We start from the raw sequence: 19,610 nt of genomic DNA on the forward strand, positions 1-19,610 counted from the left end.
CTTGCCTCCTTACTTAAAGAATTATCTATGATTAGTTCAAGGAATATCAATTATATTCAGATAAAGGAATGTAATTAACATATATCATTATATCATGCATTCGACTTTGTTCGACAGTTGGTTTGTGAAGTAATTGTGACATTATAGACAAGTTGCAGAACAAATAATTTGAATAACTTTACCTTCACAGGACAGAATAACCTAGACTAATTTGAAATTATATTTATGCTTGTGGTGTAAAAAAGTAGAGAAAATCTAAAAATAAGAGTAACAAGCATAAAGGAGAGAATGGAATAAATGGTAATTCGGCAAGGCAAAGTGATCATGATTGTTTTAGCGCTAATGTTTTCTCTAACTGCTTGCAAGATGATACAGGAGCAAACGAATAGGGAAGCCCCTAATCAAGTTCAACAAAGAGAGGGAAGACAAGAAATTAAACAAGGAGCAGAGGGGAAAAAAGAAGAAGGGGCAAAGGACAGTAAAAAATAGTGCAACTCCCTGTATGGTTAAACTTCCAAGCTAAAGTGGATACTAACAGCACAGGGAGGTGAAGGAATGACAAAATCAATCTCGAAAACAGTTTGGATTCCAATATTCACCGCATTTCTGGCGAGTGCCTGCGGCTATACTCCTCAGGCAAATGATCAAGGGCCTAGAACCCTTACGGATAACCGAGGGGAGTATATGATTCAGCGACAAACGTCAGAAAACGAATATATGGACAAATCCACTACTCCTCATAATACGTATTTAGAGAATGTAAATCCTACAATCGACACTAGGATTACAGATGAGAGAAACAGGGCAGGAATTTCAAGCCAGGCTCGTCAAGCTGCAGAGTACGATATAGAAAGTACAATGAAATCAAAGGTTATGCAAATATCGGGAATTCGGGATGCAGAAGTTAATGTGCAAGGAACAAATGCCTCCATCCGGATTCAACCCGAAGAAGGAACCGATAGGGAAAAATTAGAAGAGCAGGTACGAAAGCAAATTCGGCTCCTTTACAATTTTAATGTTCAGGTAACTTCTTATTAACCATTCAGGAGAGCGGCAGAAAGAGCCGCTCTTTTTTCTGTCATAATATTCCACTAGTTCTATTAAACTATTACAAAAAGGAGAAAATCTGATGAGATTGATATGGGAGAAGATTAATGACTGGAAATTCTGGGCCCTAGCCAACGGTAAGGAAGAGTTCTATCAACTCTTGCTTTATAATAAAATAAACTCGATAAGAGGGGTATATTATGAGGAGCGTGAACCATTTCTTTCGCTAGATATCCCTAATCATCAACTGCTCCTGAGCAAAGCAAAGGGTTTATTAGAGCCAGATATATATAAAGAATTCTCAGCGGAATTATTCAAAACAGCATAGGTGAAAAAGGGCGTATGGCGGTGCTCATCGTTGCGCTTAGTGCATAGTCTATAAGGGATGAAAGGGGGCATAAGATGGCTATGAAATGGAGAAATTACTATCATCCAGGATATTTTTCTCAAGCTACACGCTTTGAGATAGATAATCATAGTGATGCGATAAAGCAAATCCTTAGTGGACGCTCCTTTGCAATTCTTTTAAGACAACATCATAAAAAGGAAATTACGTTGGTCACGTTAAGGGAAACACTATCAGGGATACTGACAAACCTGTGGTCAGATTATCTTGAATTCCAAGTTGATGAACGAACCTATTATATTCCGCTTAAGAGCATACTATATTTTTATAAATAACATGAATGCATAACAAAAGTGTGTTTATTCCATCCTATTACATAGATAAAAGAAAAGGAGGAGTAGTGCACATGTATGAATCAGACGAATGGTATATTCAAGATGACTTGACGGCAAAGCAGTATAAGAAAAAAGGAAGAGCATTTACAAACATGGTTGACTATACTCAATCAGCCACTCATGAAGTTGATGAGGAATGGGACTTAGATGCATCTGCTAGTGATAATGAATCCTTTGACCTTGAGATGGAGCAAATGTAAATCGAAAAACCTTAGCCTTTCGAGATGAGGCTAAGGTTTTTTCATTTATTTTGGAAACCTTTTCGAAATTCCTCTCGTCTATCCTTTTAAAGGAGGGTTTTCAATACCATGCAACGTTATGCACTTATAATGATAACTCTAATAACCATCCTATTTCCCCATACGGTTAGAGCTTGTGGGGTATTAGTTTCAGAATCAGGAACCAATGTCCGGGCTAACCATATGCTGGCAGCGGTGTTTTGGGATCAAGGTAAGCAGATAGAGGATTTGACAGTAAAAGTCCAGTATCTAGTAAACGAAGGAGAACCTTATTCATTTGGTTGGATTATGCCTTTTCCTTCACCGCCAGACATTCGAGAGCAAAATCATACTTTCTTTGATCACCTATATTATTTTACACAGAAAAAAGAAAATTGGTTAGAAAAGGCGGAGTTGCCTAAACTATCCTTCAATATGGGTGAAAAAAGTGAGGCAGGAATGCCTCAGGGTGTGGAAGTAGTTGATCAGTCCGTTATAGGGATCTACCAAACGGCAACCGTCAAAGCTACCGATGTCAAAGCTCTACATAAATGGGCCAAGCAACACGATTATGCCATCCCATGGGGTGAGCATCCATATGTCCAACATTATGTGGATAAGGGCTGGTATTTTGTATTAATGAACCTCAATGAAACAAACAAACTTGAAGAAGGCGATATTCATCCCATTCGTTTTACCTTTAGATCAGAGCAACCGGTTTATCCTATTCTCCTTTCATCTTTAAACCGAAAAGGAGAAGTTGGGAGTGAAAAGACGGTCCCTCTCACTCTCTATCTTTTATCTCGTCAAAAAATGGTGCCAGCTGCTCCATATGAGGAGAAGCTTAATCTTCAATATAGCGGAGAGTTAAATGAAGTAGAGACACGTACCCTGTTTAATAAAGAAGGCGGGAAGCTATGGGTTAGTCGGTGGGATGCGGTGCTCGTCGCCAGTCAAATAAAGGATGAAATATGGTTTGAAGCCTCATCTTATCTTCCAGAGGTCGGAAGTGGAAAAATGAACAGCGGAGATGTCTTTGTCTTATTTTGGACATTAGTAACCGGAGGGATTCAGTTTATTTCCATTTTAGTCCGACTCCTGTTTACTCTTACCTTTGAGAGTGTGTGGGTTGTAAATGCTGTTTTTGCCGGGCTTACTTTGTTTCTTCTAATCAGGATGCTAATGAAGTATTCGTGGTTAAACATTTTTCGAGGGCTTATTATTATGGAAGGGTTGGGTGCTTTATTACTCGCATTCTATTATAAGCACGAGCCTTTATTAGCCCTTAGTCAATTGGCAATTATCTTTTTCCTTTTTCTATGGTTTGCTTACCGCTGGTTCAGAAAAGTGGACGCATAATACATCAGAATTGTGGAAAGCTATATTTACATAAAATTCCCATTTAAGAGGACAGAATAATGCCTAATCGCAACCGCAAACTAGTTCCTCAGTCAAGTCAGGCGATTGATCAAATGAAGGTTGAAATAGCTGCAGAGTTTGGAGTTCAACTAGGACCTGACACAAGCTCTCGCGCTAATGGTTCGGTTGGTGGCGAAATTACTAAGCGGTTAGTCCAATTTGCAGAGCAAGCTTTATCCAGTTCAAGAATGCAGTAAAAACTAAGGCCTTAAAATCGAGCTTTGATGATTTTAAGGCCTTTACTATTGGAGTCAGAAAAAAATGAATTTCAAAATGGATATTCTGCTATTATAGTATTGGGCAATTATTCCATGGTAGGAGGAGATCATATGAACTTACAAGACAAATTAGGAAAAGGTCTAAAGCCTAAAGCTTTTATTGAGAGTATGTCCGTTAACCAGGAAAAGTTTCATGATGTATATGAGAGTTTTACATGGAAGAAGGAAGATGAAGAATACTTCGCTAGTCTAAAAGAGAATCAGCAACTTCAATGTTTTATCTTAGCCGCTGATTGGTGTGGGGATGTTGTCCGAAATGTACCTATTGTATTTCATGCAATGGAAAAAGCAGAAATTCCAACTGAAGTGTTAGTCATGGAGCAGAACTTGGATGTCATGGATCAACACTTAACTATGGGTGGGAGGTCTATTCCCATCGTCATATTCACAGATCTTGAAGGCAATGAATTAAAGCATTGGGGTCCAAGACCACAAAGGGTTCAGGAACCTATGGTTCAATTCAAAAGACAGCATCCAACTCGGGATGGTGTAGAGGATTATGAAGAAAAGATAAAAGATGTGTATCGTGAGATTGGAAAACGTTATGGAGAAGGTAACCTGTTGTATCAAGAAGAAATCATCCATGAGTTAAGAGTCCTTATCAGTTCAATATAAGCTTCAAAAAAGAAGAGTGCATAAGAAACCGAATAGTTTCTATGCACTCTTATCTTATTCATTCTCCATAACATCATCCGAGTAAGTTACGGACATGTCATCTTGACATTCCCAGCACTCACTTCTGTTTCTTTCCATAACAGCTAATTCCTCTTCGCACCGTACACAGTGATCTCTCATTTCCGTAACCTCCTCTTTCATAGTAGTGGGCCGTTAATTGTTAGCCAGAGCCAAAATTTGTCCTACTTCTATATTAGCGTAAAAAGACTATTTTGTAAACGTTTTCTTTTCTAATTTTTCTCTATATCCCATTCTCCTGAATCCATAGCTAAAAATATTGCTAGATCTTTTTTGAAAATTATGCGGCGGCAGTCAGTTTTAATCCGATCGCTCCGACAGCAATTAGGGATAGGAAAACTAACCGCTTCCAATCTTTAGACTCCTTGAAGAGGATCATCCCAACGATTACACTACCCGCCGCCCCGATCCCTGTCCAGATGGCATAAGCTGTACCAACAGGAAGAGAAAGGAGTGAAAGCGAAAGAAGATAAAAGCTTATGGACGCAGCTAGCACAGTTAATAGGGTATAAGGTGTTCTAGTAAAGCCTTTAGATAATTTCATAAACGTAACAAACGCTACCTCAGCTATCCCTGCAACGACTAAATATCCCCACTCCATTACGAAGACCTCACATTCGTTGGGTTTTCTTCATCACTTACATCGTTCGTGGTGATCTTCAAGCCAATGATACCCAGCAATAGGACGATAACAAAAAAGATTCTCATGAAATGAACACTTTCATTAAAGAGTAGCATTCCAATTATTACCGTTCCTGCGGCACCAATCCCTGTGAATACAGCATAAGCAGTACCAATAGGAATAGAGATTAGGGATTTGGAGAAAAGAATAAAGCTTAATACAATGGCCACAATCGTTAAAATCGTTGGAAGAAGGGAGGAGAAGCCATTAGAAAATTTTAGCCCAAATGCCCAAATGATCTCAAGTATACCAGCCAAAAAAATATATCCCCAAGCCATGTTTAACCCTCCTTAATTCCAGCCCAGAAAATTTCCCAAGAAGCCTCCATCCGGAACCTAAGTACTTCTGCTTCATAGTAGTGATGCTCCACAAATAGACCATCAACAAAACAGTAAAATGAAGCGAGTAGCTTGGAATAGTCAATATTACGTATCTCATTTGTTTGAATTCCTGCTTGGAAAATCGCAAGAAGGATTTGATCTATTTTTCTTTCAAAATCGAGGAACTTTACTTTTATTAATTTCTTAAAGGGTTCTGGTGGAAAGAATATGGCTCGTTTCCAAAAAAGCCCATGAATTGTTGTTCCAAAAGTCTGGCATAGGTGCTGGTAAACCTGGTTTAATCTTTGCTCGCAAGAATCACCTTCACCATGGTTATCGACCAGCTCCTGCAAAGACTGAGTTTCAAGATCTAGAACGTCGTCTAAAATAGCAAGAAATAACGCTTCCTTGCTCTCGTAATGATTGTATATTGATGGTTTCTTAATTCCCACACCATTCGCGATATCAACTAGGGATGTTTCTTCATAACCATAACGACCGAATAACTCCATTGCGACCTGTCTAATCTTTTGATTCGTCATTTTAATCCTCCAAAACTAACTATCGGTAGTTCATATTATAAAAATAAAAAATTCCTTTGTCAAAGGAATCAGTAATGCGAAGCTCAACTTATTTCTTTATAGCATGTTTACGAATTCCACTTTCTGTCATGATCGAGAAAAGACCACTCAAAAAAAATGTGATAAAGAAAAAAGATAATTGAGTGGGAGTGAAATTTAAGGTGTAATTCCATTGTAATGAGACGTCAAGTTTTGAAGTCAAAGCTTGAAGGAGGAAGAATAAAAGCAGAAGGAAAAGAAAAAGGTACATGTAGATAGTCGAGAGCCATTTGCCAATTTGATAAAACATAACCTTTTTCTCTAGCTTTTTTATGCGATTTTTTTCTACGCGGCTAGTCATTCCTATCATACCTTTCCAATATTCATTGTCTATTATATTATACAATGAGACAATACTTTGCATAGTTCGACATTATTGAATTATATGGCTAAGGTTTTTTATTGACGGGGAATTCAAATAGATGAGATTGGAAGAAAGGAAAGTAGGATGAAATGAGAGATTACTTAAAAGCTGATCTAGATATGCTGGAACATCTACTGGACTGGAATGATAAGAGAGGGAGACAATTAGAAATTGAGGTGCGTAAGCAGCGCCAGCAATGTATTGTTACTTTTTATGGATCATGCGAAGATGAGAGCCCCTCACTAATTGCTCAATTCACTGGAGAATCAGAAGAGGTACTTGATAGATGGGCAAAGAGTATTGTCCGTCGTTATGAAAGAAGAAAACAGCATGCCATCTCCAAGACATCTGCCACAGTAGCTGAATAAAATGAAAAAAGGCTGATCCCAAATAAGTCGGTTATTAACGTGACTTACTAGGGACAGCCTTTTAAGTAGCGTCTACATGCCCAGATTTCATTGCGAAATTGGTTACATTCTTGACTTATACCTCGTCTTATAATGTAAAAGAGGGATGAGGAGGTTTGAGTGATGATAAAGTATCAGAATTGTATTGATGTTGAGGATCGAAAGATCCACGAGGCGTTCCAAGCCGGTTTTAGCGATTACCTCGTAAAGATGGAATTTACGTGTGAAGAGTTCATTAAGCGCTTCTTTGGGGCAGAAGGAAATGAGCGAGCTTATTCTTATATTGCCATGGACGAGGACCGTCCAGTAGGTGTGATACTAGGTGGTATTAAAATCTATGAGGGTCTAAAAACGATGCGGTGCGGAACTTTATGTATCGATCCATCTTATCGAAAAGAAGGAATTGCCGAGCAATTGTTTTCATTGCATAAAAGCCAGGCACTTGCACAGGGGTGCAAACAACTCTTCCTGGAAGTCATTAAGGGTAATGATAAGGCTATAAAGTTTTACGAAAAACAAGGCTATCAGAAAATGTATGATCTTAAAATTTTCTCACTCCACAATATAGACCAAAAGGTATTAGGAACATCAGTGAAAAATATTGTTCCTATAGCTTTAGAACAATTGAGTCAGATTCGGTTAAACACCATAGATACTCATTTAAATTGGCAGAATGATATAGAATTTATAGAGAAAGTTGATGGACAACTACACTTTGGCTACCTAGACGAAGGTGATGTTCAGGGTGTTATCAGCGCGAATCCGATGGGCCGTATTCACTTTCTATGGGTGTCTTCGAAAAGCAGGGGAAAAGGGATCGCTAGTTCCTTAGTCACTCATGTGATTAATCATATGGAATTATCCAATGTAACGGTTACCTTTCCCAACCACGCTAACCTGGAGGGGTTTTATAAACATCTTGGTTTTAAACAAGCGGAATTATCTCAGTTTGAGATGTATCTCACAATTTAGATTGGTAAGTATCCTGATCTTACATAATTTTTAATGTTAACGGGCAAACTTCATACATAAAAATGGGGGTGAATAGGGTTGAGACCTACTGTAAAATGTGTGGTAGATACTTGTACACACTATCTGTATGGAGACCGTTGCGGTGCTGGAAACATTGACATTATGCACGAAGAAGAAACCCATATGTCTGAAATCATTGAGCAAACCATGTGTAAGACGTTTTCTCATGCACGTAATATTCTGAGCTATGTTAGTTCTGCAGACAATGTGAATTGGGCAGGCTCTGTAGCCGGTCTGTTAGATCCGGATTATAAAGTATCTCCTACGATTGCATGTACTGTTGCTTCCTGCAAATATTGGGGAGAAGGAGCAATCTGTATTGCGGAAGCAATAGAGGTAACAGGAGAGAACAGTGATGAGTGCCAAGACACAAATTGTAAGACGTTCGTAAGGAGGGAAGAAGGTGAATTATAACATAAAGGTAAAAGAACTAGATGAGGGTACTAACTATCCCCTTATTGTTCTCTCTGGTATGACAGGATTAGGTCAGAAGACAATTCAAGAATTAGCTGAACAAGGGAATTTTTCGATGATAAGCGAGAATGGTCAGCAAGTAGTCAAAGGTAAGGAATTTCTAGATTGGGCCAAGTCAGTTGATAATCAAATTGAAGTTGAAAAAAACGATTATCATCTAATGGATGTTGAAGATAGGTAGGAGATTGTTGAAAAACTGGCAGAAAAAAGAGAATGACAAAGACAAGGTAAAATGATATATTTATCTTTGTCGCTAAATGTACTTCAAAGAGGTGCCACCGTGCGACATGCTGAGCAGCTTATCATTTTTTAGCGATCAGCTTGACAAAGAATATTGATTTGATGTATGATCATATTCGCTAGTTGTTTTTGATGCGGGTGTGGCGGAACTGGCAGACGCACTAGACTTAGGATCTAGCGCCTTTGGCGTGGGGGTTCGACTCCCTTCACCCGCACCATCTATCTCATTCCCACTACGTCGAATAGACTTCTTAGTTGGAATGAAATCTCTGTACTCGGAGAGTGCACCATTATTATTGCGCTCGTAGCTCAGCAGGATAGAGCGGCGGTTTCCGGTACCGCGTCTGCCGGGGGTTCGAATCCCTCCGAGCGCGCCAAATTTATCATTCTTATTTACTCTACATGGCGGTGTAGCTCAGCTGGCTAGAGCGTACGGTTCATACCCGTAAGGTCGGGGGTTCGATTCCCTCCGCCGCTACCATACATAATATCATCAAGAGGGCTTCCCAGACTGTAGAGGGAATAGCCCTCTTTTTAATGTAAATATAAAAATGTCCTAACGAGGTTTGACTAGTCTAAATTTCCAAAAAGATGTAAAGGATGGTGAAGTAATGTATTGCCGTTACAGAGAAGTTTCACCCATCTGCGTGGGCAAACATCGACCATTAAGGACTGATGAAATAACTAAGGAACATTTAATTCCTCGTTTTCTTATGAAAGATCCTAAGTTCAGAGCAAAATGGGGAATCGCATTTAATCCCTCAGACGAGCCTAATGTGGACATATCGTGTCATAAATGTAACCATTTAAAGAATCAAATGGCAGATGTTCCTTTTGTATGGAAATTGCAGTATTTTAATAAATATGGGATTGTCATAAAAACCAAGAGATCGTTAGCAAGAAGTATTCGATTTCAAGAAGATATGACGCTAACTGTGAAAGAAAGAGATACCGCTCTTCAATGCATCTTAAGAGGGGATTTCGAATGGTTAGAGCATCGAGTTGCTCGTTTTAATTTCCGCCAAGTATCCGTAGACTTATCTGATGGAGTTGTTGTTAATTACTTAGACGCACGACGGAAGTTGCCAAGGAAAATAAAAAAGAAAAGTATATGACGATTATGTGAAAGCGCTTTTATTCGTCTGAAGATTACGCTATTATATTACTATAGTTAATCTGAGATAGTGGGGGTCAATCATGGAAAACACAGCGAAGAATGAAATCGAGATCTATCGAAAGATGCTAGAGGACCGATTAGAAGAAGCAAAAGAATTAGCTAAGCGATATGAGGATGACCCGTTTTATTATGGGTTGCATGAGGGCAGAAAGTTTGCCTATCGAAAAGTGCTAAAGGACTTAGAGGATCTTGGAACTATGTTGAAAGAGCATATGCCCCTAGTAGTTTCGAAAGGGAAAATATAAATATATAAGCAATTTGGCGAGTTACGTCAAGTTGCTTTTTTGTAACCATCATAAATTTTACTTTATTGAATAAAAAAGGTAACATGAGAAAAGCCGACCTTTACTTAAAGGGACGGCTTCATTTTTTTATTTTATATTGTTAATAATTCCAAGCAGGAATTGAGAACATAAATAAAGATGGGGGGAGGAACTTGCATGTCTATTGAACAACAAGATTGGATTCAAGAACAAAATCGGCTCAAAAGAGTGAAATCAGAAATTCAAACGGAAATGAAGCGCCTAGAAGGAATTGTTGAACATCGGGGTTCTGAGGTGCTAGATATACGTAGAAACTTCTGGGATGAAATAACGGTTAATCTTTCTAACTACGATGATGTAGCTGAGACAGCTGCAAGCATTACACAGCAACAAGCGGTACTTACCCAGCAGGAACGAAGTTTCCGGCACGCAGAGCTAACACTTCATAAGCTCCTAAAGCTAGAGAAGACTCCTTACTTTGCGAGAATTGATTTTTCTGAGAAGAACCATGATAAGTTGGAGCATGTTTATATAGGAATCGGTTCAGTTGTAGATGAAGATACGAATGAATTGCTTGTTTATGATTGGCGTGCCCCTATCTCTGGGATGTTTTATGATTATACACCAGGGCCAGCTAAGTATAAAACTCCTGAAGGTGAAATTGAGGGAGAGATGGCCTTAAAAAGGCAATATATCATCAAGAATAGTCAACTAGAAGATATGTTTGACACGGGTATTAACATAGGAGATGAAATGCTCCAGGTTATGCTTGCCAAAAATGCTCACGATAAAATGGGCAGTATTGTTATGACTATTCAGCAGGAACAAAATCAAATTATACGAGATGATCAGCATCGTGTACTGATTGTACAAGGTTCAGCAGGAAGTGGCAAGACTTCAGTTGCCCTGCAACGTGTAGCATACCTACTTTATAAATACCGGAATGCTCTAGATGCGGACCAAATGCTTCTCTTCTCACCAAACTCTTTGTTTAATGATTATGTTTCAAATGTATTGCCAGAACTCGGAGAGGCAAACATGCAGCAAACGACGTTCCAAGACCATCTTGATCGAGGGTTTGACGATGAATGGACTTTAGAAGATGCTTATGATCAATTGGAGTATCTCCTTAATGGTTCCGAACAACTAGTAGATTACCAGATGCGTGTTAAATCAATTGAATGGAAAACTTCAATAGAGTTCATGGGGGTTATGGACCAGTATATTGAACATCTTAAGGGGAAGGATATGTTGTTCCACGATTTTACCTTTAAGGAAAAGGTTCTAATAAGTAAGGAAGAACTCGCTGAATTATTCTACCATGAATTCGGTCATGATGAATCCATTAGCAATCGGCTTGATAAGGTAAAAGGAAAGGTATTGTCCGAACTGGAGAAAATTGAGCAGAGAGTGGCTCGAAATGTATATAAGAGAACGTTAAATAGTCCTAAGTACTTAGGGTCAAATAAGGAAATGAAAGAGGAAAGTAATAAGAAGGCGAGAAAAGCATTGGCGCCGCTTCGTGAAAAGGCGAAGACGCTTGCCTTCGTCGATGTGATTGGGATGTATAAACAACTACTGACGGATGAGCAATGGATGAAGCGTTTTGAGGGTAGTTCAGATAATTTCTTTGAACTGGCAAAGAAGACCATCAATCAATTAAATAACCGGAAGATACCTTATGAGGATGCTACACCGATGGTTTATTTTCAAACTGCGTTTAAGGGATTCCATACACTTAATCGAATTAAGCAGGTTATTATTGATGAGGCTCAAGACTACTCTCCTTTTCAGTTAGAATACATCCGTCGATTATTTCCTCGGGCTAAATTTACATTACTCGGTGATCTAAATCAAGGGATTTACTACGCAAATGTCCAGAGTTATAACCGAATTGGTCAATTGTTTGGCGAAGAGGATGTAAAGGTCATGCGTTTAACAAAAAGTTATCGCTCGACGGATGAAATTATAGAGTTCTCCAAGCGAATACTGAGAAAACCGGAACCGATACAGCCTATAGGGCGTCATGGCGAATCTCCGCAAATTATAGCTGTTAAACAAGTTGAGCAATTAGCTCCTACTGTAGCGGAGGGAGTTCGCCTGATGCTCCGGAAGGGAGCGGAATCAGTTGCCGTTATATGCAAAACAGATCAAGAGAGTGCTGAAGTCTATAGAATGCTGCTGACGTTGCTGGACCAAGAAGTGCATCTTTTTACCAAGAAGAGTCGTTCTTTCTTAAGTGGCGTCGTAGTGGTTCCGGCCTACTTAGCTAAGGGGCTGGAGTTTGATGGTGTAATCGTGTTCAATGCAAGCAGAACCGTGTATGAGCATGATAGTGAAAGGAAATTATTGTATACAGCATGTACAAGGGCATTACATTACTTGAATGTATACTTTGTAGGGGAGTTATCTCCGCTTATTGGATCTTAATTCCTTACAAAAGAAACAGGGAGCTTAAATCAGCTCTCTGTTTCTTTTCATACTCGTTGCTCGGATAAAAAAAGTCTATTCTCAATTTCTGAAGCCTTTAGTGGTTTAGCAAAGAGAAAGCCTTGAGCTTCATTACAAAGGTTATCCTTAAGGAATTCTAGCTGTTGAGGTGTTTCGACACCTTCCGCAATTATAGATAGGTTAAGATTATGTGCAACGTGGATAATAGAACGAATAATAGAAGATTGAGCCGAGCTTGTTTCGATGTCCCGAATGAAAGTTCTATCAATCTTGAGATAATCCACTGGGAATTCCTTTAAATAATTCAGTGATGAATAACCAGTACCAAAATCATCAAGAGCTAATTGCACGCCAACCCGTTTTAGTTCCTTTAGTTTTTCGATTACATAATCAGGATGTTTCATTGCAATGCTTTCCGTTATCTCCAGTTTAAGTTCCTCTGGATCCATTCCCGTTTCTCGGAGGATATTACGAAGGTTGTGAATGAAATCCTCGTGTAAAAACTGCTTCATAGAAACATTCACAGCTATTCGCAAGTCCGTCTGCCACTTTTTTCGTTGCCTGCAGGCCTCTCTCATCACCCATTCTCCAATAGGAATGATAAGTCCGGTCTCTTCGGCCAGAGGGATAAAGTCCGCTGGAGAAATCACACCCATGTTAGGATGATTCCATCTTAGAAGTGCCTCTACTCCGGAGATCTTGCCGTTATGAATATAAAATTGCGGTTGATAGAGAAGCTCAAATTGATTCTCTTCAATCGCTTTTCGGAGTTCCTTTTCTAGCTCCATTTTATAAAGGATAGATTCATTCATATTGGAACTAAAGAATTGGTATTGATTTTTACCTGAATCCTTTGCCGCGTACATGGCGGTGTCCGCATGCTTAATTAATGTTTTAATATCTTGGCCATCATAAGGATATATACTGATGCCCATACTTCCAGTCACGACAAATTCATGGCCTTCTAGATGGAATGGCTTTTGTATTTGATCAAGGATACTCTGGGCAACTGATTCTACTTCTTCCATATGTATGACCTCTGGAAGCATAATGAGAAACTCATCTCCGCCGTACCGCGCGATGACATCCTTTTCTCCACATTGCCACACCATACGTTTTGCCATTTGTTGAAGTAATAGATCACCAATGTCATGCCCGATGGAATCGTTAATGAATTTAAACCGGTCTAGATCAATAAAAAGTATAGCTATAAGGGTGTTTTCCTTTTTGGAATCCACAAGAAGTTGGAATTTTTCTTTAAAATGATATCGATTAGAAAGGCCTGTGAGTTCGTCATGGTGAGCCAGGTATTCTAGGTGTTCATTTGATTGCTGAATTTTATAAAACATATCTTTCAATTTCTCAGACATCAGTTGAAAGTTTTGAATAAGGATTTGAATCTCACGAATAGAAGTTCTCGGCCATGCTTCTTCTTGCTGTTTATGAGTTATCGCATCCACAGAGAGATTACTTGTAATTCTAGATAATCGTTCTATTGGCGATACAATCCAACGGCTGAGCAGAAGAGATAATGGTTGTGTTAAAATTAAGATAAACAAGCATATAGTTAGGATCTTGATATACAAGTTGTATACTTGAAGTTGATAGGGAGCAACTGACCCTTTTACAATGATAGACCAGGGAAGTGAACTTCCTAGGTGCGTATGCTTCCAGTAGTAGGACTTTTCCCACTTCAGCATTGGTGGAATGGACGGATCTGATGGTTGCCAAATTTGAATAGAACGATTAGACGTCAGGGAGTGCTGCTTCAGCTCATCTACGGTAGAATGAGGTAAAGAGCCGTACATATCCATCGTTCTCTTTCTAGGTTCATTGGTTGTAATTACTTGATTTTTAGAGTCCATAATGGTTACAGTATAGCCTGGTTTATCAAGCTTATCTAAGATGAGATTACGAACAGAATCAAGTGAAAGGGCAGCTCCAATAAAGCCATGGAAGTGATGGTCTTGGATAATAGGCATCCCCAATGCAACAATAGGATAGGGTTTACCTTTTGCAATGATAACATCAGATACAACCGGTTCGAGAGTGTTCTTCAGTACGCGGTAATAATCTCTATCACTATAATTTAATCCAATTAAAGATTCTCCCTGTTCGTTCGTAAGCGGATAAAAAGCATAGGCTGTACCATTAGGTTCGGCAATATACATCATAGTGAATTGTGGAAATGACTGGGTTAAGAGTTCTAAATTTTGATTGAGCTGTTCTAAAGGTACCGGGTTGTATGTCTGCTGTACTGCTAGCTTCCGCAAAGGCGTAAGATGCTGATAGTACCAATTGTTTAATTCTTCTTGAATATTTTGTGTGATATCAATGAGTGAAATTGCCATTTCTTGTCTTACGCGTTGTACTTCCTTATACCCTTCATATAAAATAAAGAATAAAGTAGGAAATAGTATAAAAGAAACTAGAAGATAGAAGATATTCCTCTGTAAGGAATGAGAGGCTTGTCCAAACGAGAACCACTTCTTAATTGGGCTGAATTCAAGGAGTAACCCGGCAACAAGAGCATTAAAAAGTCCGTTAACGCAATGTTTCAGGACGATTACAAGACTAAATGTTGTACCCATTCCAATTACATAATGGTAAAAGATCCAGGTAAGAGGAATCCCAATACTAAACCAAAACAATCCATCCCAGAACAATAGGTTCCTATTCATTCTATTCTTTCTTAGGAAAAAGCTAAGAAAAAGAGTTTCACTTATAAAGATGATGTAAGCGTAAGGATGTTCCCAAAGTATTAGCGCATAAGAGTGGATAATGAGAGCAGAAACAACACCACAGATTGGTCCGTAAATACGTAAAATGATCAGACTAGCAATAGACCCGAAAACGATACCAACCCCAAAGAACAGGGAAACACCAAAAATATTACCTACCAACCCCAAGGAAATGAGTAGGAGAAGCTTTTTCCATTGTAGTTTAGGGAAATGAGCAATATCCATCTGGCAATCTTCCCTTCTTATGTAAACGCATCGAAATGTAACGGAGTGTTCCTATTTTCCTATATTAATAGTCTATACTGTGCTTCTATTTTACTAGTTTAACCATAAGTTTTTCAACATAAAATCTTTTATTTGCAACAAAAGAAGTGATCCGTATGTTGTAGAGAAATGGAGGGATAGCTATGTTCACAATACGAGGGATGGCTGGTGGAAGGATGGCCCAAATGACTTGGCATGACGATGGTACGATAACAGGTGATCATTTTTTAGTTGATCTTATTAAGTATAAGGCGATGCGTATGGAAGGAGAGCCAGTTGGATTTCCGGAGGGTCCGTTCACGGAAACCAATCATTTATCAAGTCCTCTTAGTGTCCTTTTTTTAGCTTCTCAATATTATGATTTTATTGTGGATAGCGAAGGTGTTGTACCTAAGCGCTTAAGGGGGAAGTAATACAAAACAAAGGAGACCAGGTTGTCTGGTCTCCTTAGTGTATAGGCAAAACATAGAAGAAAATGGTGAAAAAGTGAAATACGCTTCCGCCTACTACAAATAGATGCCAAACGGCATGGTGATAGGGGAAGAGACGCCACATGTAAAAAATCGTCCCTAAGGTATATAGAAGGCCGCCAGCGACTAGCATGATAAGGCCGTTAGTGGCCAAGCTTGCAACGACGGGTTCAAAGGCAAAGACAATCATCCAACCCATCATCAGGTAAATGACAGTAGAAAGAAACAAGAAACGTTTAGTAAAAAACACTTTGAAAATAATCCCAAACAAGGCGATGCTCCATACGACACTCAGTAGAGTAATGCCTAGTGTTCCTTTAACAACAACTAGAAGTATTGGAGTGTAACTTCCTGCAATAAACACATAGATGGAAGCGTGGTCCATGATTTCTAGAATGTCTTTCGCTTTCCCTTCCTGCAGACTATGTAGGAGGGTAGAGCTTAAATACAGAAGGAGCATACTGGCTCCATAGATGCTAAAGCTAACAACATGTGCAGTAGTTCCTTCCTTAGCGGAATAAACAATAAGCAGAACTAATGCTGCGATGCTAAAAAGGACTCCAACCCCGTGTGTGATGGCATTTGCAATTTCTTCTCGTCTCGAATAGGTGTGTGAACCCACGGATTAAATCACCTCATTAATTAAGCTTACAATTAGGATGTACATCAACAAAGTCATTTTATGTGTGAAGTTATTAAATGGACACTTCGTTATTATCTCATATTTAAAGCTTGAAAAAAATAGGCAAAGTGAAATATCGAATCTTGTCGGAAGGTTTCTTGTAATTGCTTGTCGTTTTTTTCCACTTTTGTAAACAATAAAGGTAAGACATAGGGAAAGGATAGATGAGGGTGAGAATATCCCGAGCCCAGATCGCCCTTTTATGGTCACTGACCTTTCCGGGATTTGGTCAGATTTACAATCGTCAGGTCATTAAAGGGTTTACACTTATAGGATTAGAGTTTTTAATAAATTTGCAAGGCGGGATTAACCGAGCTATTCTATATAGCTTTCACGGGCAGTTTGCACCCGCGAGTCAATCAGTAGATTGGAATTGGCTATTATTTTATCCGTGTATTTATATTTTTGCGGCAGGTGAAGCCTTCCATCAAGCTACCCTTCAAGATCATAAGGAGTACCCGAAGAAAGCCCTTGTCCCATTTATTCTTGCAGCTATGGGTGGGACCATCGGCGCGATTTATGGCTATCAATTTGGGTTCGGACCTATCTTTAATGGTTTAATTGGCATGGCCATTGGTGCGTTAATTGGTCAATTTTTATCGAAGAGAATATTGGTGGACCTATAACTAAAGTATAAATTCTCCAATGGGTGCTTAGGCGGACCCTTACTCCGTAAGCAGATTCAAAAAAATCATAGCTTGTCTTTTATGCGGTCTTCTTTAAAGTAATGGAGATCGCATTGTTTGTTTCAGCGCTATTTTATGCTATAATCCAAGGAAATAAATTGGGTAACTCGTATCAGTGGTAAACCTTGTAGCTGTAGATACGTTGAGGGGGTATACAAAATGAGTGAAACTTCGAAGTTACAAAAAGAGGCTATGGAGATGCTATTAGCCACAAGCCGTACTTTTTACATTCCAATAAGCCGATTATCACCAGGTCTTCAAGAGGCTGTGGCGTCAGCTTATCTCTGTATGAGAGCAATTGATGAAATCGAAGACCACCCCCAACTTCCATCCGATACTAAAGTGAAATTATTAAAAGAAACGTCAAAAGTTCTGCAAAAACCGTTTAGTGATAAGGATTTCACTGATCTTTTCCATCCCTTTGAATCAGTCCTACCCGAAGTTACATTACGTCTAGGCGACTGGGCTAGGTTAGCTCCGGAGTCGATCGCTCAGACCATCTATGACTCAACGGCGAAAATGTCTAACGGGATGGCCGATTGGGTAGCGAAAGAGTGGATTATTCATACGAGAGAAGATTTAGATGACTATACGTATTATGTTGCAGGTTTAGTTGGAGAATTGCTCTCTGATATATGGATGTGGCACGATCAAACTAAAACAGATAGGGAACTTGCTGTTGCCTTCGGCCGAGGATTGCAGGCTGTCAATATTATTCGGAATAGGGTGGAAGATCAGACTCGTGGAGTGAATTTCTTCCCTGACAATTGGGAATTAAGTGATATGTTAACATATGCTAGAGGCCAATTGCAATTGGCTCACGTCTATACAGAAAGTCTTAGACCCGGTCCAATCCTTTTATTTTGCAAGATTCCTCTCGTTCTTGCACAAGGGACCTTGGATGCTATCGAGTCAGGCCAATCAAAACTTAGTCGAGATGATGTCGTTCAGCTAGTGAATCAGGTGTCAGGGGAATAATTTACGGAGGGTGTCCATTTTTGGATACCCTCCGTTATCTTGCTAATCTAGGATTAAACGGACATCCATTTATTCTAGAAAAAGAAAGAAGACTTGCTCTGAAAGCCAAGTCTTTAGTGATATTTATTAAGGGGGTTACTTGATAATTTAATCATACGGTATAAATATTACAGGTATGTTACAACAGTTTTACTTTTTTGTAATTCATTATTTTGACACAATTATAACGATTTTTCATCTATGAGTGAAAAAATTCACTGCTTTATTTCTTATTGTTTAGTAATCTGTAAATATAAAAGAGAGGGGGAGCATTTATGTATATCCTAATACCTGTAGACGGTTCTGAACATTCGTTAAAGGCTTTAAATTATGCAATAGATATGGCTAAGGCTTACGGAGATGAATTAATGATCTTAAACGTTCAGCCAAGTTTCGAGACTATGAACACTCGTCGCTTCTTCAGCAAAGAAGATATTGCCGAATATCGAAATCAATTAGCAGATGAAGCACTAGAGCAAGCCGTTCGTCTAGTAGAAGAATCCGGATTAAACTTTATCAAGAAGTTAAAAATTGGAGTACCAAAGATTGAAATCTGCAATGAAGTACAAGAAAACGATGTGCGTTGTATTGTAATGGGATCTCGGGGGAAGGGGCCAGTAATTGGAACAGTGATTGGAAGTGTAAGTTACGGTGTTCTCCATGAGGCGCCTTGTCCAGTTACGATCGTACCATAATATAAAATATAAAAGGCGATAGTCCCGACTATCGCCTTTTATACTTCCGTAAGATTGTTTAAACACCCGTGCGTCTGCGTTGGTTATTTGCCTTCTTTGTTTGCTGGCTTTTCATCTTCTGGTTTGATTGTGAAAAATTAGCAGCATTTTTGCTATTGGACTGAGCCTGTTTTTTGTTGGCCATCTTTTGTCGAATAGCTTCTTGTAAGCTTATCTTATTTCTTACAGGTTCCTGTATTTCTTTGTCTTGGTTAACATTATTTTCAGACATGAAGTAATCCCCTTTATTATAAGAATAACAGTATTATAATACATGGAACCGTTGAAAATACACCTGGAAATTACATAAGGAGTAGACTATCTGAACACATTATGGACATGGAGGTGAATAAAGGTGGAGAATAATCAGAATACCAAAGTGTACAACTTGTTAGCAGATGAAGAAGTGGCAAGAGAAAACAAAGAAGCAGAACAAGTCTACAAGAAAGTGTATGACTTAACGAATGAGGTACCAGGTAAACATCAGCCAGATTATATAGACCAATAGTTACGCCATACGGGAGAGTGAAGAGGTGCCTGAACTCTTCCTTTACTGTCTCTACGATTAAGGTAAAAGAAAAAAGACTCCA

At 39.0% G+C, this 19,610-nt stretch carries 27 protein-coding genes and 3 tRNA genes; 23 read left to right on the plus strand and 7 right to left on the minus strand.

Features of this window, described 5'->3' with window-relative positions:
* Positions 1-297: 297 nt before the first annotated feature.
* The 8 genes from EIZ39_RS03615 to EIZ39_RS03650 all read left to right on the plus strand — a co-directional run bounded on the left by EIZ39_RS03615 (position 298) and on the right by EIZ39_RS03650 (position 4,318).
* A complete protein-coding gene (locus tag EIZ39_RS03615; RefSeq protein WP_129197491.1) occupies positions 298-489 on the plus strand; it encodes a hypothetical protein in 192 nt (63 codons plus the stop codon).
* 66 nt (positions 490-555) lie between these two features.
* A complete protein-coding gene (locus EIZ39_RS03620) occupies positions 556-1,038 on the plus strand; it encodes a hypothetical protein (protein WP_129197493.1) in 483 nt (160 codons plus the stop codon).
* A gap of 91 nt (positions 1,039-1,129) precedes the next feature.
* Positions 1,130-1,375, plus strand: coding sequence for a hypothetical protein (locus tag EIZ39_RS03625; RefSeq protein WP_129197495.1), 246 nt, complete (start codon positions 1,130-1,132; stop codon positions 1,373-1,375).
* Positions 1,376-1,449: 74 nt separating this feature from the next.
* A complete protein-coding gene (locus tag EIZ39_RS03630) occupies positions 1,450-1,728 on the plus strand; it encodes a DUF2642 domain-containing protein (RefSeq protein ID WP_129197497.1) in 279 nt (92 codons plus the stop codon).
* Between the two features lie 71 nt (positions 1,729-1,799).
* Positions 1,800-1,988 (plus strand): hypothetical protein, encoded by a 189-nt coding sequence (locus EIZ39_RS03635; protein ID WP_129197499.1) that lies wholly within the window; start codon positions 1,800-1,802, stop codon positions 1,986-1,988.
* A gap of 108 nt (positions 1,989-2,096) precedes the next feature.
* Positions 2,097-3,365 carry a DUF2330 domain-containing protein gene (locus EIZ39_RS03640; RefSeq protein ID WP_129197501.1) on the plus strand — a complete coding sequence of 423 codons (1,269 nt, stop codon included), beginning with the start codon at positions 2,097-2,099 and terminating at the stop codon, positions 3,363-3,365.
* Positions 3,366-3,424: 59 nt separating this feature from the next.
* Positions 3,425-3,622, plus strand: a complete 198-nt coding sequence (locus EIZ39_RS03645; protein WP_129197503.1) for an alpha/beta-type small acid-soluble spore protein — start codon at positions 3,425-3,427, stop codon at positions 3,620-3,622.
* Positions 3,623-3,754: 132 nt separating this feature from the next.
* Positions 3,755-4,318 (plus strand): thioredoxin family protein, encoded by a 564-nt coding sequence (locus EIZ39_RS03650; RefSeq protein ID WP_129197505.1) that lies wholly within the window; start codon positions 3,755-3,757, stop codon positions 4,316-4,318.
* Positions 4,319-4,372: 54 nt separating this feature from the next.
* Here the strand turns inward: EIZ39_RS03650 and EIZ39_RS27480 are convergent, their stop codons facing one another.
* The 4 genes from EIZ39_RS27480 to EIZ39_RS03665 all read right to left on the minus strand — a co-directional run bounded on the left by EIZ39_RS27480 (position 4,373) and on the right by EIZ39_RS03665 (position 5,940).
* Positions 4,373-4,498, minus strand: coding sequence for a hypothetical protein (locus EIZ39_RS27480; RefSeq protein WP_255433861.1), 126 nt, complete (start codon positions 4,496-4,498; stop codon positions 4,373-4,375).
* Positions 4,499-4,676: 178 nt separating this feature from the next.
* Positions 4,677-4,997 (minus strand): DMT family transporter, encoded by a 321-nt coding sequence (locus tag EIZ39_RS03655; RefSeq protein ID WP_129197507.1) that lies wholly within the window; start codon positions 4,995-4,997, stop codon positions 4,677-4,679.
* Positions 4,997-5,356, minus strand: coding sequence for a DMT family transporter (locus tag EIZ39_RS03660; RefSeq protein ID WP_129197509.1), 360 nt, complete (start codon positions 5,354-5,356; stop codon positions 4,997-4,999). The genes EIZ39_RS03655 and EIZ39_RS03660 overlap by 1 nt, the downstream gene beginning before the upstream one ends.
* 2 nt (positions 5,357-5,358) lie before the next feature.
* The gene (locus EIZ39_RS03665; RefSeq protein WP_129197511.1) at positions 5,359-5,940 is read right to left on the minus strand and encodes a TetR/AcrR family transcriptional regulator; all 582 of its coding nucleotides are present in this window, start codon (positions 5,938-5,940) and stop codon (positions 5,359-5,361) included.
* A 531-nt stretch (positions 5,941-6,471) separates the two neighbouring features.
* Here EIZ39_RS03665 and EIZ39_RS03670 point away from each other — a divergent pair.
* The 10 genes from EIZ39_RS03670 (at position 6,472) to helD (ending at position 12,405) form a co-directional block, all read left to right on the plus strand.
* Positions 6,472-6,750 carry a hypothetical protein gene (locus EIZ39_RS03670; RefSeq protein ID WP_129197513.1) on the plus strand — a complete coding sequence of 93 codons (279 nt, stop codon included), beginning with the start codon at positions 6,472-6,474 and terminating at the stop codon, positions 6,748-6,750.
* Positions 6,751-6,912: 162 nt separating this feature from the next.
* Positions 6,913-7,761, plus strand: a complete 849-nt coding sequence (locus tag EIZ39_RS03675; protein ID WP_129197515.1) for a GNAT family N-acetyltransferase — start codon at positions 6,913-6,915, stop codon at positions 7,759-7,761.
* A 78-nt stretch (positions 7,762-7,839) separates the two neighbouring features.
* A complete protein-coding gene (locus EIZ39_RS03680; RefSeq protein ID WP_240675682.1) occupies positions 7,840-8,235 on the plus strand; it encodes a DUF1540 domain-containing protein in 396 nt (131 codons plus the stop codon).
* The gene (locus tag EIZ39_RS03685) at positions 8,225-8,476 is read left to right on the plus strand and encodes a hypothetical protein (protein ID WP_129197519.1); all 252 of its coding nucleotides are present in this window, start codon (positions 8,225-8,227) and stop codon (positions 8,474-8,476) included. Before EIZ39_RS03680 ends, EIZ39_RS03685 begins: the two co-directional genes overlap by 11 nt.
* Positions 8,477-8,669: 193 nt before the next feature.
* Positions 8,670-8,753 (plus strand) — tRNA-Leu (locus EIZ39_RS03690).
* Between the two features lie 80 nt (positions 8,754-8,833).
* A tRNA-Arg gene (locus EIZ39_RS03695) sits at positions 8,834-8,912 on the plus strand.
* Positions 8,913-8,939: 27 nt separating this feature from the next.
* A tRNA-Met gene (locus EIZ39_RS03700) sits at positions 8,940-9,016 on the plus strand.
* Between the two features lie 130 nt (positions 9,017-9,146).
* Entirely contained in the window at positions 9,147-9,650 is a 504-nt protein-coding gene (locus EIZ39_RS26380) for a hypothetical protein (protein ID WP_164984879.1), read from the plus strand.
* A gap of 82 nt (positions 9,651-9,732) precedes the next feature.
* Positions 9,733-9,957, plus strand: coding sequence for a hypothetical protein (locus EIZ39_RS03710; RefSeq protein ID WP_129197523.1), 225 nt, complete (start codon positions 9,733-9,735; stop codon positions 9,955-9,957).
* A 195-nt stretch (positions 9,958-10,152) separates the two neighbouring features.
* Positions 10,153-12,405, plus strand: coding sequence for an RNA polymerase recycling motor HelD (helD, locus tag EIZ39_RS03715; protein WP_129197525.1), 2,253 nt, complete (start codon positions 10,153-10,155; stop codon positions 12,403-12,405).
* A 47-nt stretch (positions 12,406-12,452) separates the two neighbouring features.
* Here helD and EIZ39_RS03720 read toward each other — a convergent pair whose 3' ends face one another.
* Positions 12,453-15,392 carry a bifunctional diguanylate cyclase/phosphodiesterase gene (locus EIZ39_RS03720; RefSeq protein WP_129197527.1) on the minus strand — a complete coding sequence of 980 codons (2,940 nt, stop codon included), beginning with the start codon at positions 15,390-15,392 and terminating at the stop codon, positions 12,453-12,455.
* A gap of 182 nt (positions 15,393-15,574) precedes the next feature.
* Between EIZ39_RS03720 and EIZ39_RS03725 the strand changes: the two genes are divergently transcribed.
* The gene (locus EIZ39_RS03725; protein ID WP_129197529.1) at positions 15,575-15,844 is read left to right on the plus strand and encodes a hypothetical protein; all 270 of its coding nucleotides are present in this window, start codon (positions 15,575-15,577) and stop codon (positions 15,842-15,844) included.
* A gap of 34 nt (positions 15,845-15,878) precedes the next feature.
* Here the strand turns inward: EIZ39_RS03725 and trhA are convergent, their stop codons facing one another.
* Complete coding sequence (trhA, locus tag EIZ39_RS03730) at positions 15,879-16,523, minus strand: PAQR family membrane homeostasis protein TrhA (protein WP_129197531.1); 645 nt, start codon at positions 16,521-16,523, stop codon at positions 15,879-15,881.
* 230 nt (positions 16,524-16,753) lie between these two features.
* Here trhA and EIZ39_RS03735 point away from each other — a divergent pair, with 230 nt between their 5' ends.
* From EIZ39_RS03735 to EIZ39_RS03745, 3 genes are all read left to right on the plus strand, one after another.
* Positions 16,754-17,209, plus strand: a complete 456-nt coding sequence (locus tag EIZ39_RS03735) for a hypothetical protein (protein ID WP_129197533.1) — start codon at positions 16,754-16,756, stop codon at positions 17,207-17,209.
* 219 nt (positions 17,210-17,428) lie between these two features.
* On the plus strand, positions 17,429-18,247 hold the full coding sequence (locus EIZ39_RS03740; RefSeq protein WP_129197535.1) for a squalene/phytoene synthase family protein: 819 nt from the start codon (positions 17,429-17,431) through the stop codon (positions 18,245-18,247).
* Between the two features lie 314 nt (positions 18,248-18,561).
* The gene (locus EIZ39_RS03745; protein WP_129197537.1) at positions 18,562-18,981 is read left to right on the plus strand and encodes a universal stress protein; all 420 of its coding nucleotides are present in this window, start codon (positions 18,562-18,564) and stop codon (positions 18,979-18,981) included.
* A gap of 58 nt (positions 18,982-19,039) precedes the next feature.
* Here EIZ39_RS03745 and EIZ39_RS03750 read toward each other — a convergent pair whose 3' ends face one another.
* On the minus strand, positions 19,040-19,252 hold the full coding sequence (locus EIZ39_RS03750) for a hypothetical protein (RefSeq protein WP_129197539.1): 213 nt from the start codon (positions 19,250-19,252) through the stop codon (positions 19,040-19,042).
* A gap of 123 nt (positions 19,253-19,375) precedes the next feature.
* On the opposite strand from EIZ39_RS03750, the gene EIZ39_RS26385 reads away from it, so the two are divergent.
* A complete protein-coding gene (locus EIZ39_RS26385; RefSeq protein WP_164984880.1) occupies positions 19,376-19,528 on the plus strand; it encodes a hypothetical protein in 153 nt (50 codons plus the stop codon).
* Positions 19,529-19,610: the final 82 nt, after the last annotated feature.

It is taken from the genome of Ammoniphilus sp. CFH 90114 (assembly GCF_004123195.1).
Classification (GTDB): domain Bacteria; phylum Bacillota; class Bacilli; order Aneurinibacillales; family RAOX-1; genus YIM-78166.

Excerpts from the sequence above, each read along its gene's own strand:
- EIZ39_RS03615 (WP_129197491.1), top strand. The coding sequence starts at position 298 with ATGGTAATTCGGCAAGGCAAAGTGATCATGATTGTTTTAGCGCTAATG.
- EIZ39_RS03620 (WP_129197493.1), top strand. The coding sequence starts at position 556 with ATGACAAAATCAATCTCGAAAACAGTTTGGATTCCAATATTCACCGCA.
- EIZ39_RS03625 (WP_129197495.1), top strand. The coding sequence starts at position 1,130 with ATGAGATTGATATGGGAGAAGATTAATGACTGGAAATTCTGGGCCCTA.
- EIZ39_RS03630 (WP_129197497.1), top strand. The coding sequence starts at position 1,450 with ATGGCTATGAAATGGAGAAATTACTATCATCCAGGATATTTTTCTCAA.
- EIZ39_RS03635 (WP_129197499.1), top strand. The coding sequence starts at position 1,800 with ATGTATGAATCAGACGAATGGTATATTCAAGATGACTTGACGGCAAAG.
- EIZ39_RS03640 (WP_129197501.1), top strand. The coding sequence starts at position 2,097 with ATGCAACGTTATGCACTTATAATGATAACTCTAATAACCATCCTATTT.
- EIZ39_RS03645 (WP_129197503.1), top strand. The coding sequence starts at position 3,425 with ATGCCTAATCGCAACCGCAAACTAGTTCCTCAGTCAAGTCAGGCGATT.
- EIZ39_RS03650 (WP_129197505.1), top strand. The coding sequence starts at position 3,755 with ATGAACTTACAAGACAAATTAGGAAAAGGTCTAAAGCCTAAAGCTTTT.
- EIZ39_RS27480 (WP_255433861.1), bottom strand. The coding sequence starts at position 4,498 with ATGAGAGATCACTGTGTACGGTGCGAAGAGGAATTAGCTGTTATGGAA.
- EIZ39_RS03655 (WP_129197507.1), bottom strand. The coding sequence starts at position 4,997 with ATGGAGTGGGGATATTTAGTCGTTGCAGGGATAGCTGAGGTAGCGTTT.
- EIZ39_RS03660 (WP_129197509.1), bottom strand. The coding sequence starts at position 5,356 with ATGGCTTGGGGATATATTTTTTTGGCTGGTATACTTGAGATCATTTGG.
- EIZ39_RS03665 (WP_129197511.1), bottom strand. The coding sequence starts at position 5,940 with ATGACGAATCAAAAGATTAGACAGGTCGCAATGGAGTTATTCGGTCGT.
- EIZ39_RS03670 (WP_129197513.1), top strand. The coding sequence starts at position 6,472 with ATGAGAGATTACTTAAAAGCTGATCTAGATATGCTGGAACATCTACTG.
- EIZ39_RS03675 (WP_129197515.1), top strand. The coding sequence starts at position 6,913 with ATGATAAAGTATCAGAATTGTATTGATGTTGAGGATCGAAAGATCCAC.
- EIZ39_RS26380 (WP_164984879.1), top strand. The coding sequence starts at position 9,147 with ATGTATTGCCGTTACAGAGAAGTTTCACCCATCTGCGTGGGCAAACAT.
- EIZ39_RS03710 (WP_129197523.1), top strand. The coding sequence starts at position 9,733 with ATGGAAAACACAGCGAAGAATGAAATCGAGATCTATCGAAAGATGCTA.
- helD (WP_129197525.1), top strand. The coding sequence starts at position 10,153 with ATGTCTATTGAACAACAAGATTGGATTCAAGAACAAAATCGGCTCAAA.
- EIZ39_RS03720 (WP_129197527.1), bottom strand. The coding sequence starts at position 15,392 with ATGGATATTGCTCATTTCCCTAAACTACAATGGAAAAAGCTTCTCCTA.
- EIZ39_RS03725 (WP_129197529.1), top strand. The coding sequence starts at position 15,575 with ATGTTCACAATACGAGGGATGGCTGGTGGAAGGATGGCCCAAATGACT.
- EIZ39_RS03740 (WP_129197535.1), top strand. The coding sequence starts at position 17,429 with ATGAGTGAAACTTCGAAGTTACAAAAAGAGGCTATGGAGATGCTATTA.
- EIZ39_RS03745 (WP_129197537.1), top strand. The coding sequence starts at position 18,562 with ATGTATATCCTAATACCTGTAGACGGTTCTGAACATTCGTTAAAGGCT.
- EIZ39_RS03750 (WP_129197539.1), bottom strand. The coding sequence starts at position 19,252 with ATGTCTGAAAATAATGTTAACCAAGACAAAGAAATACAGGAACCTGTA.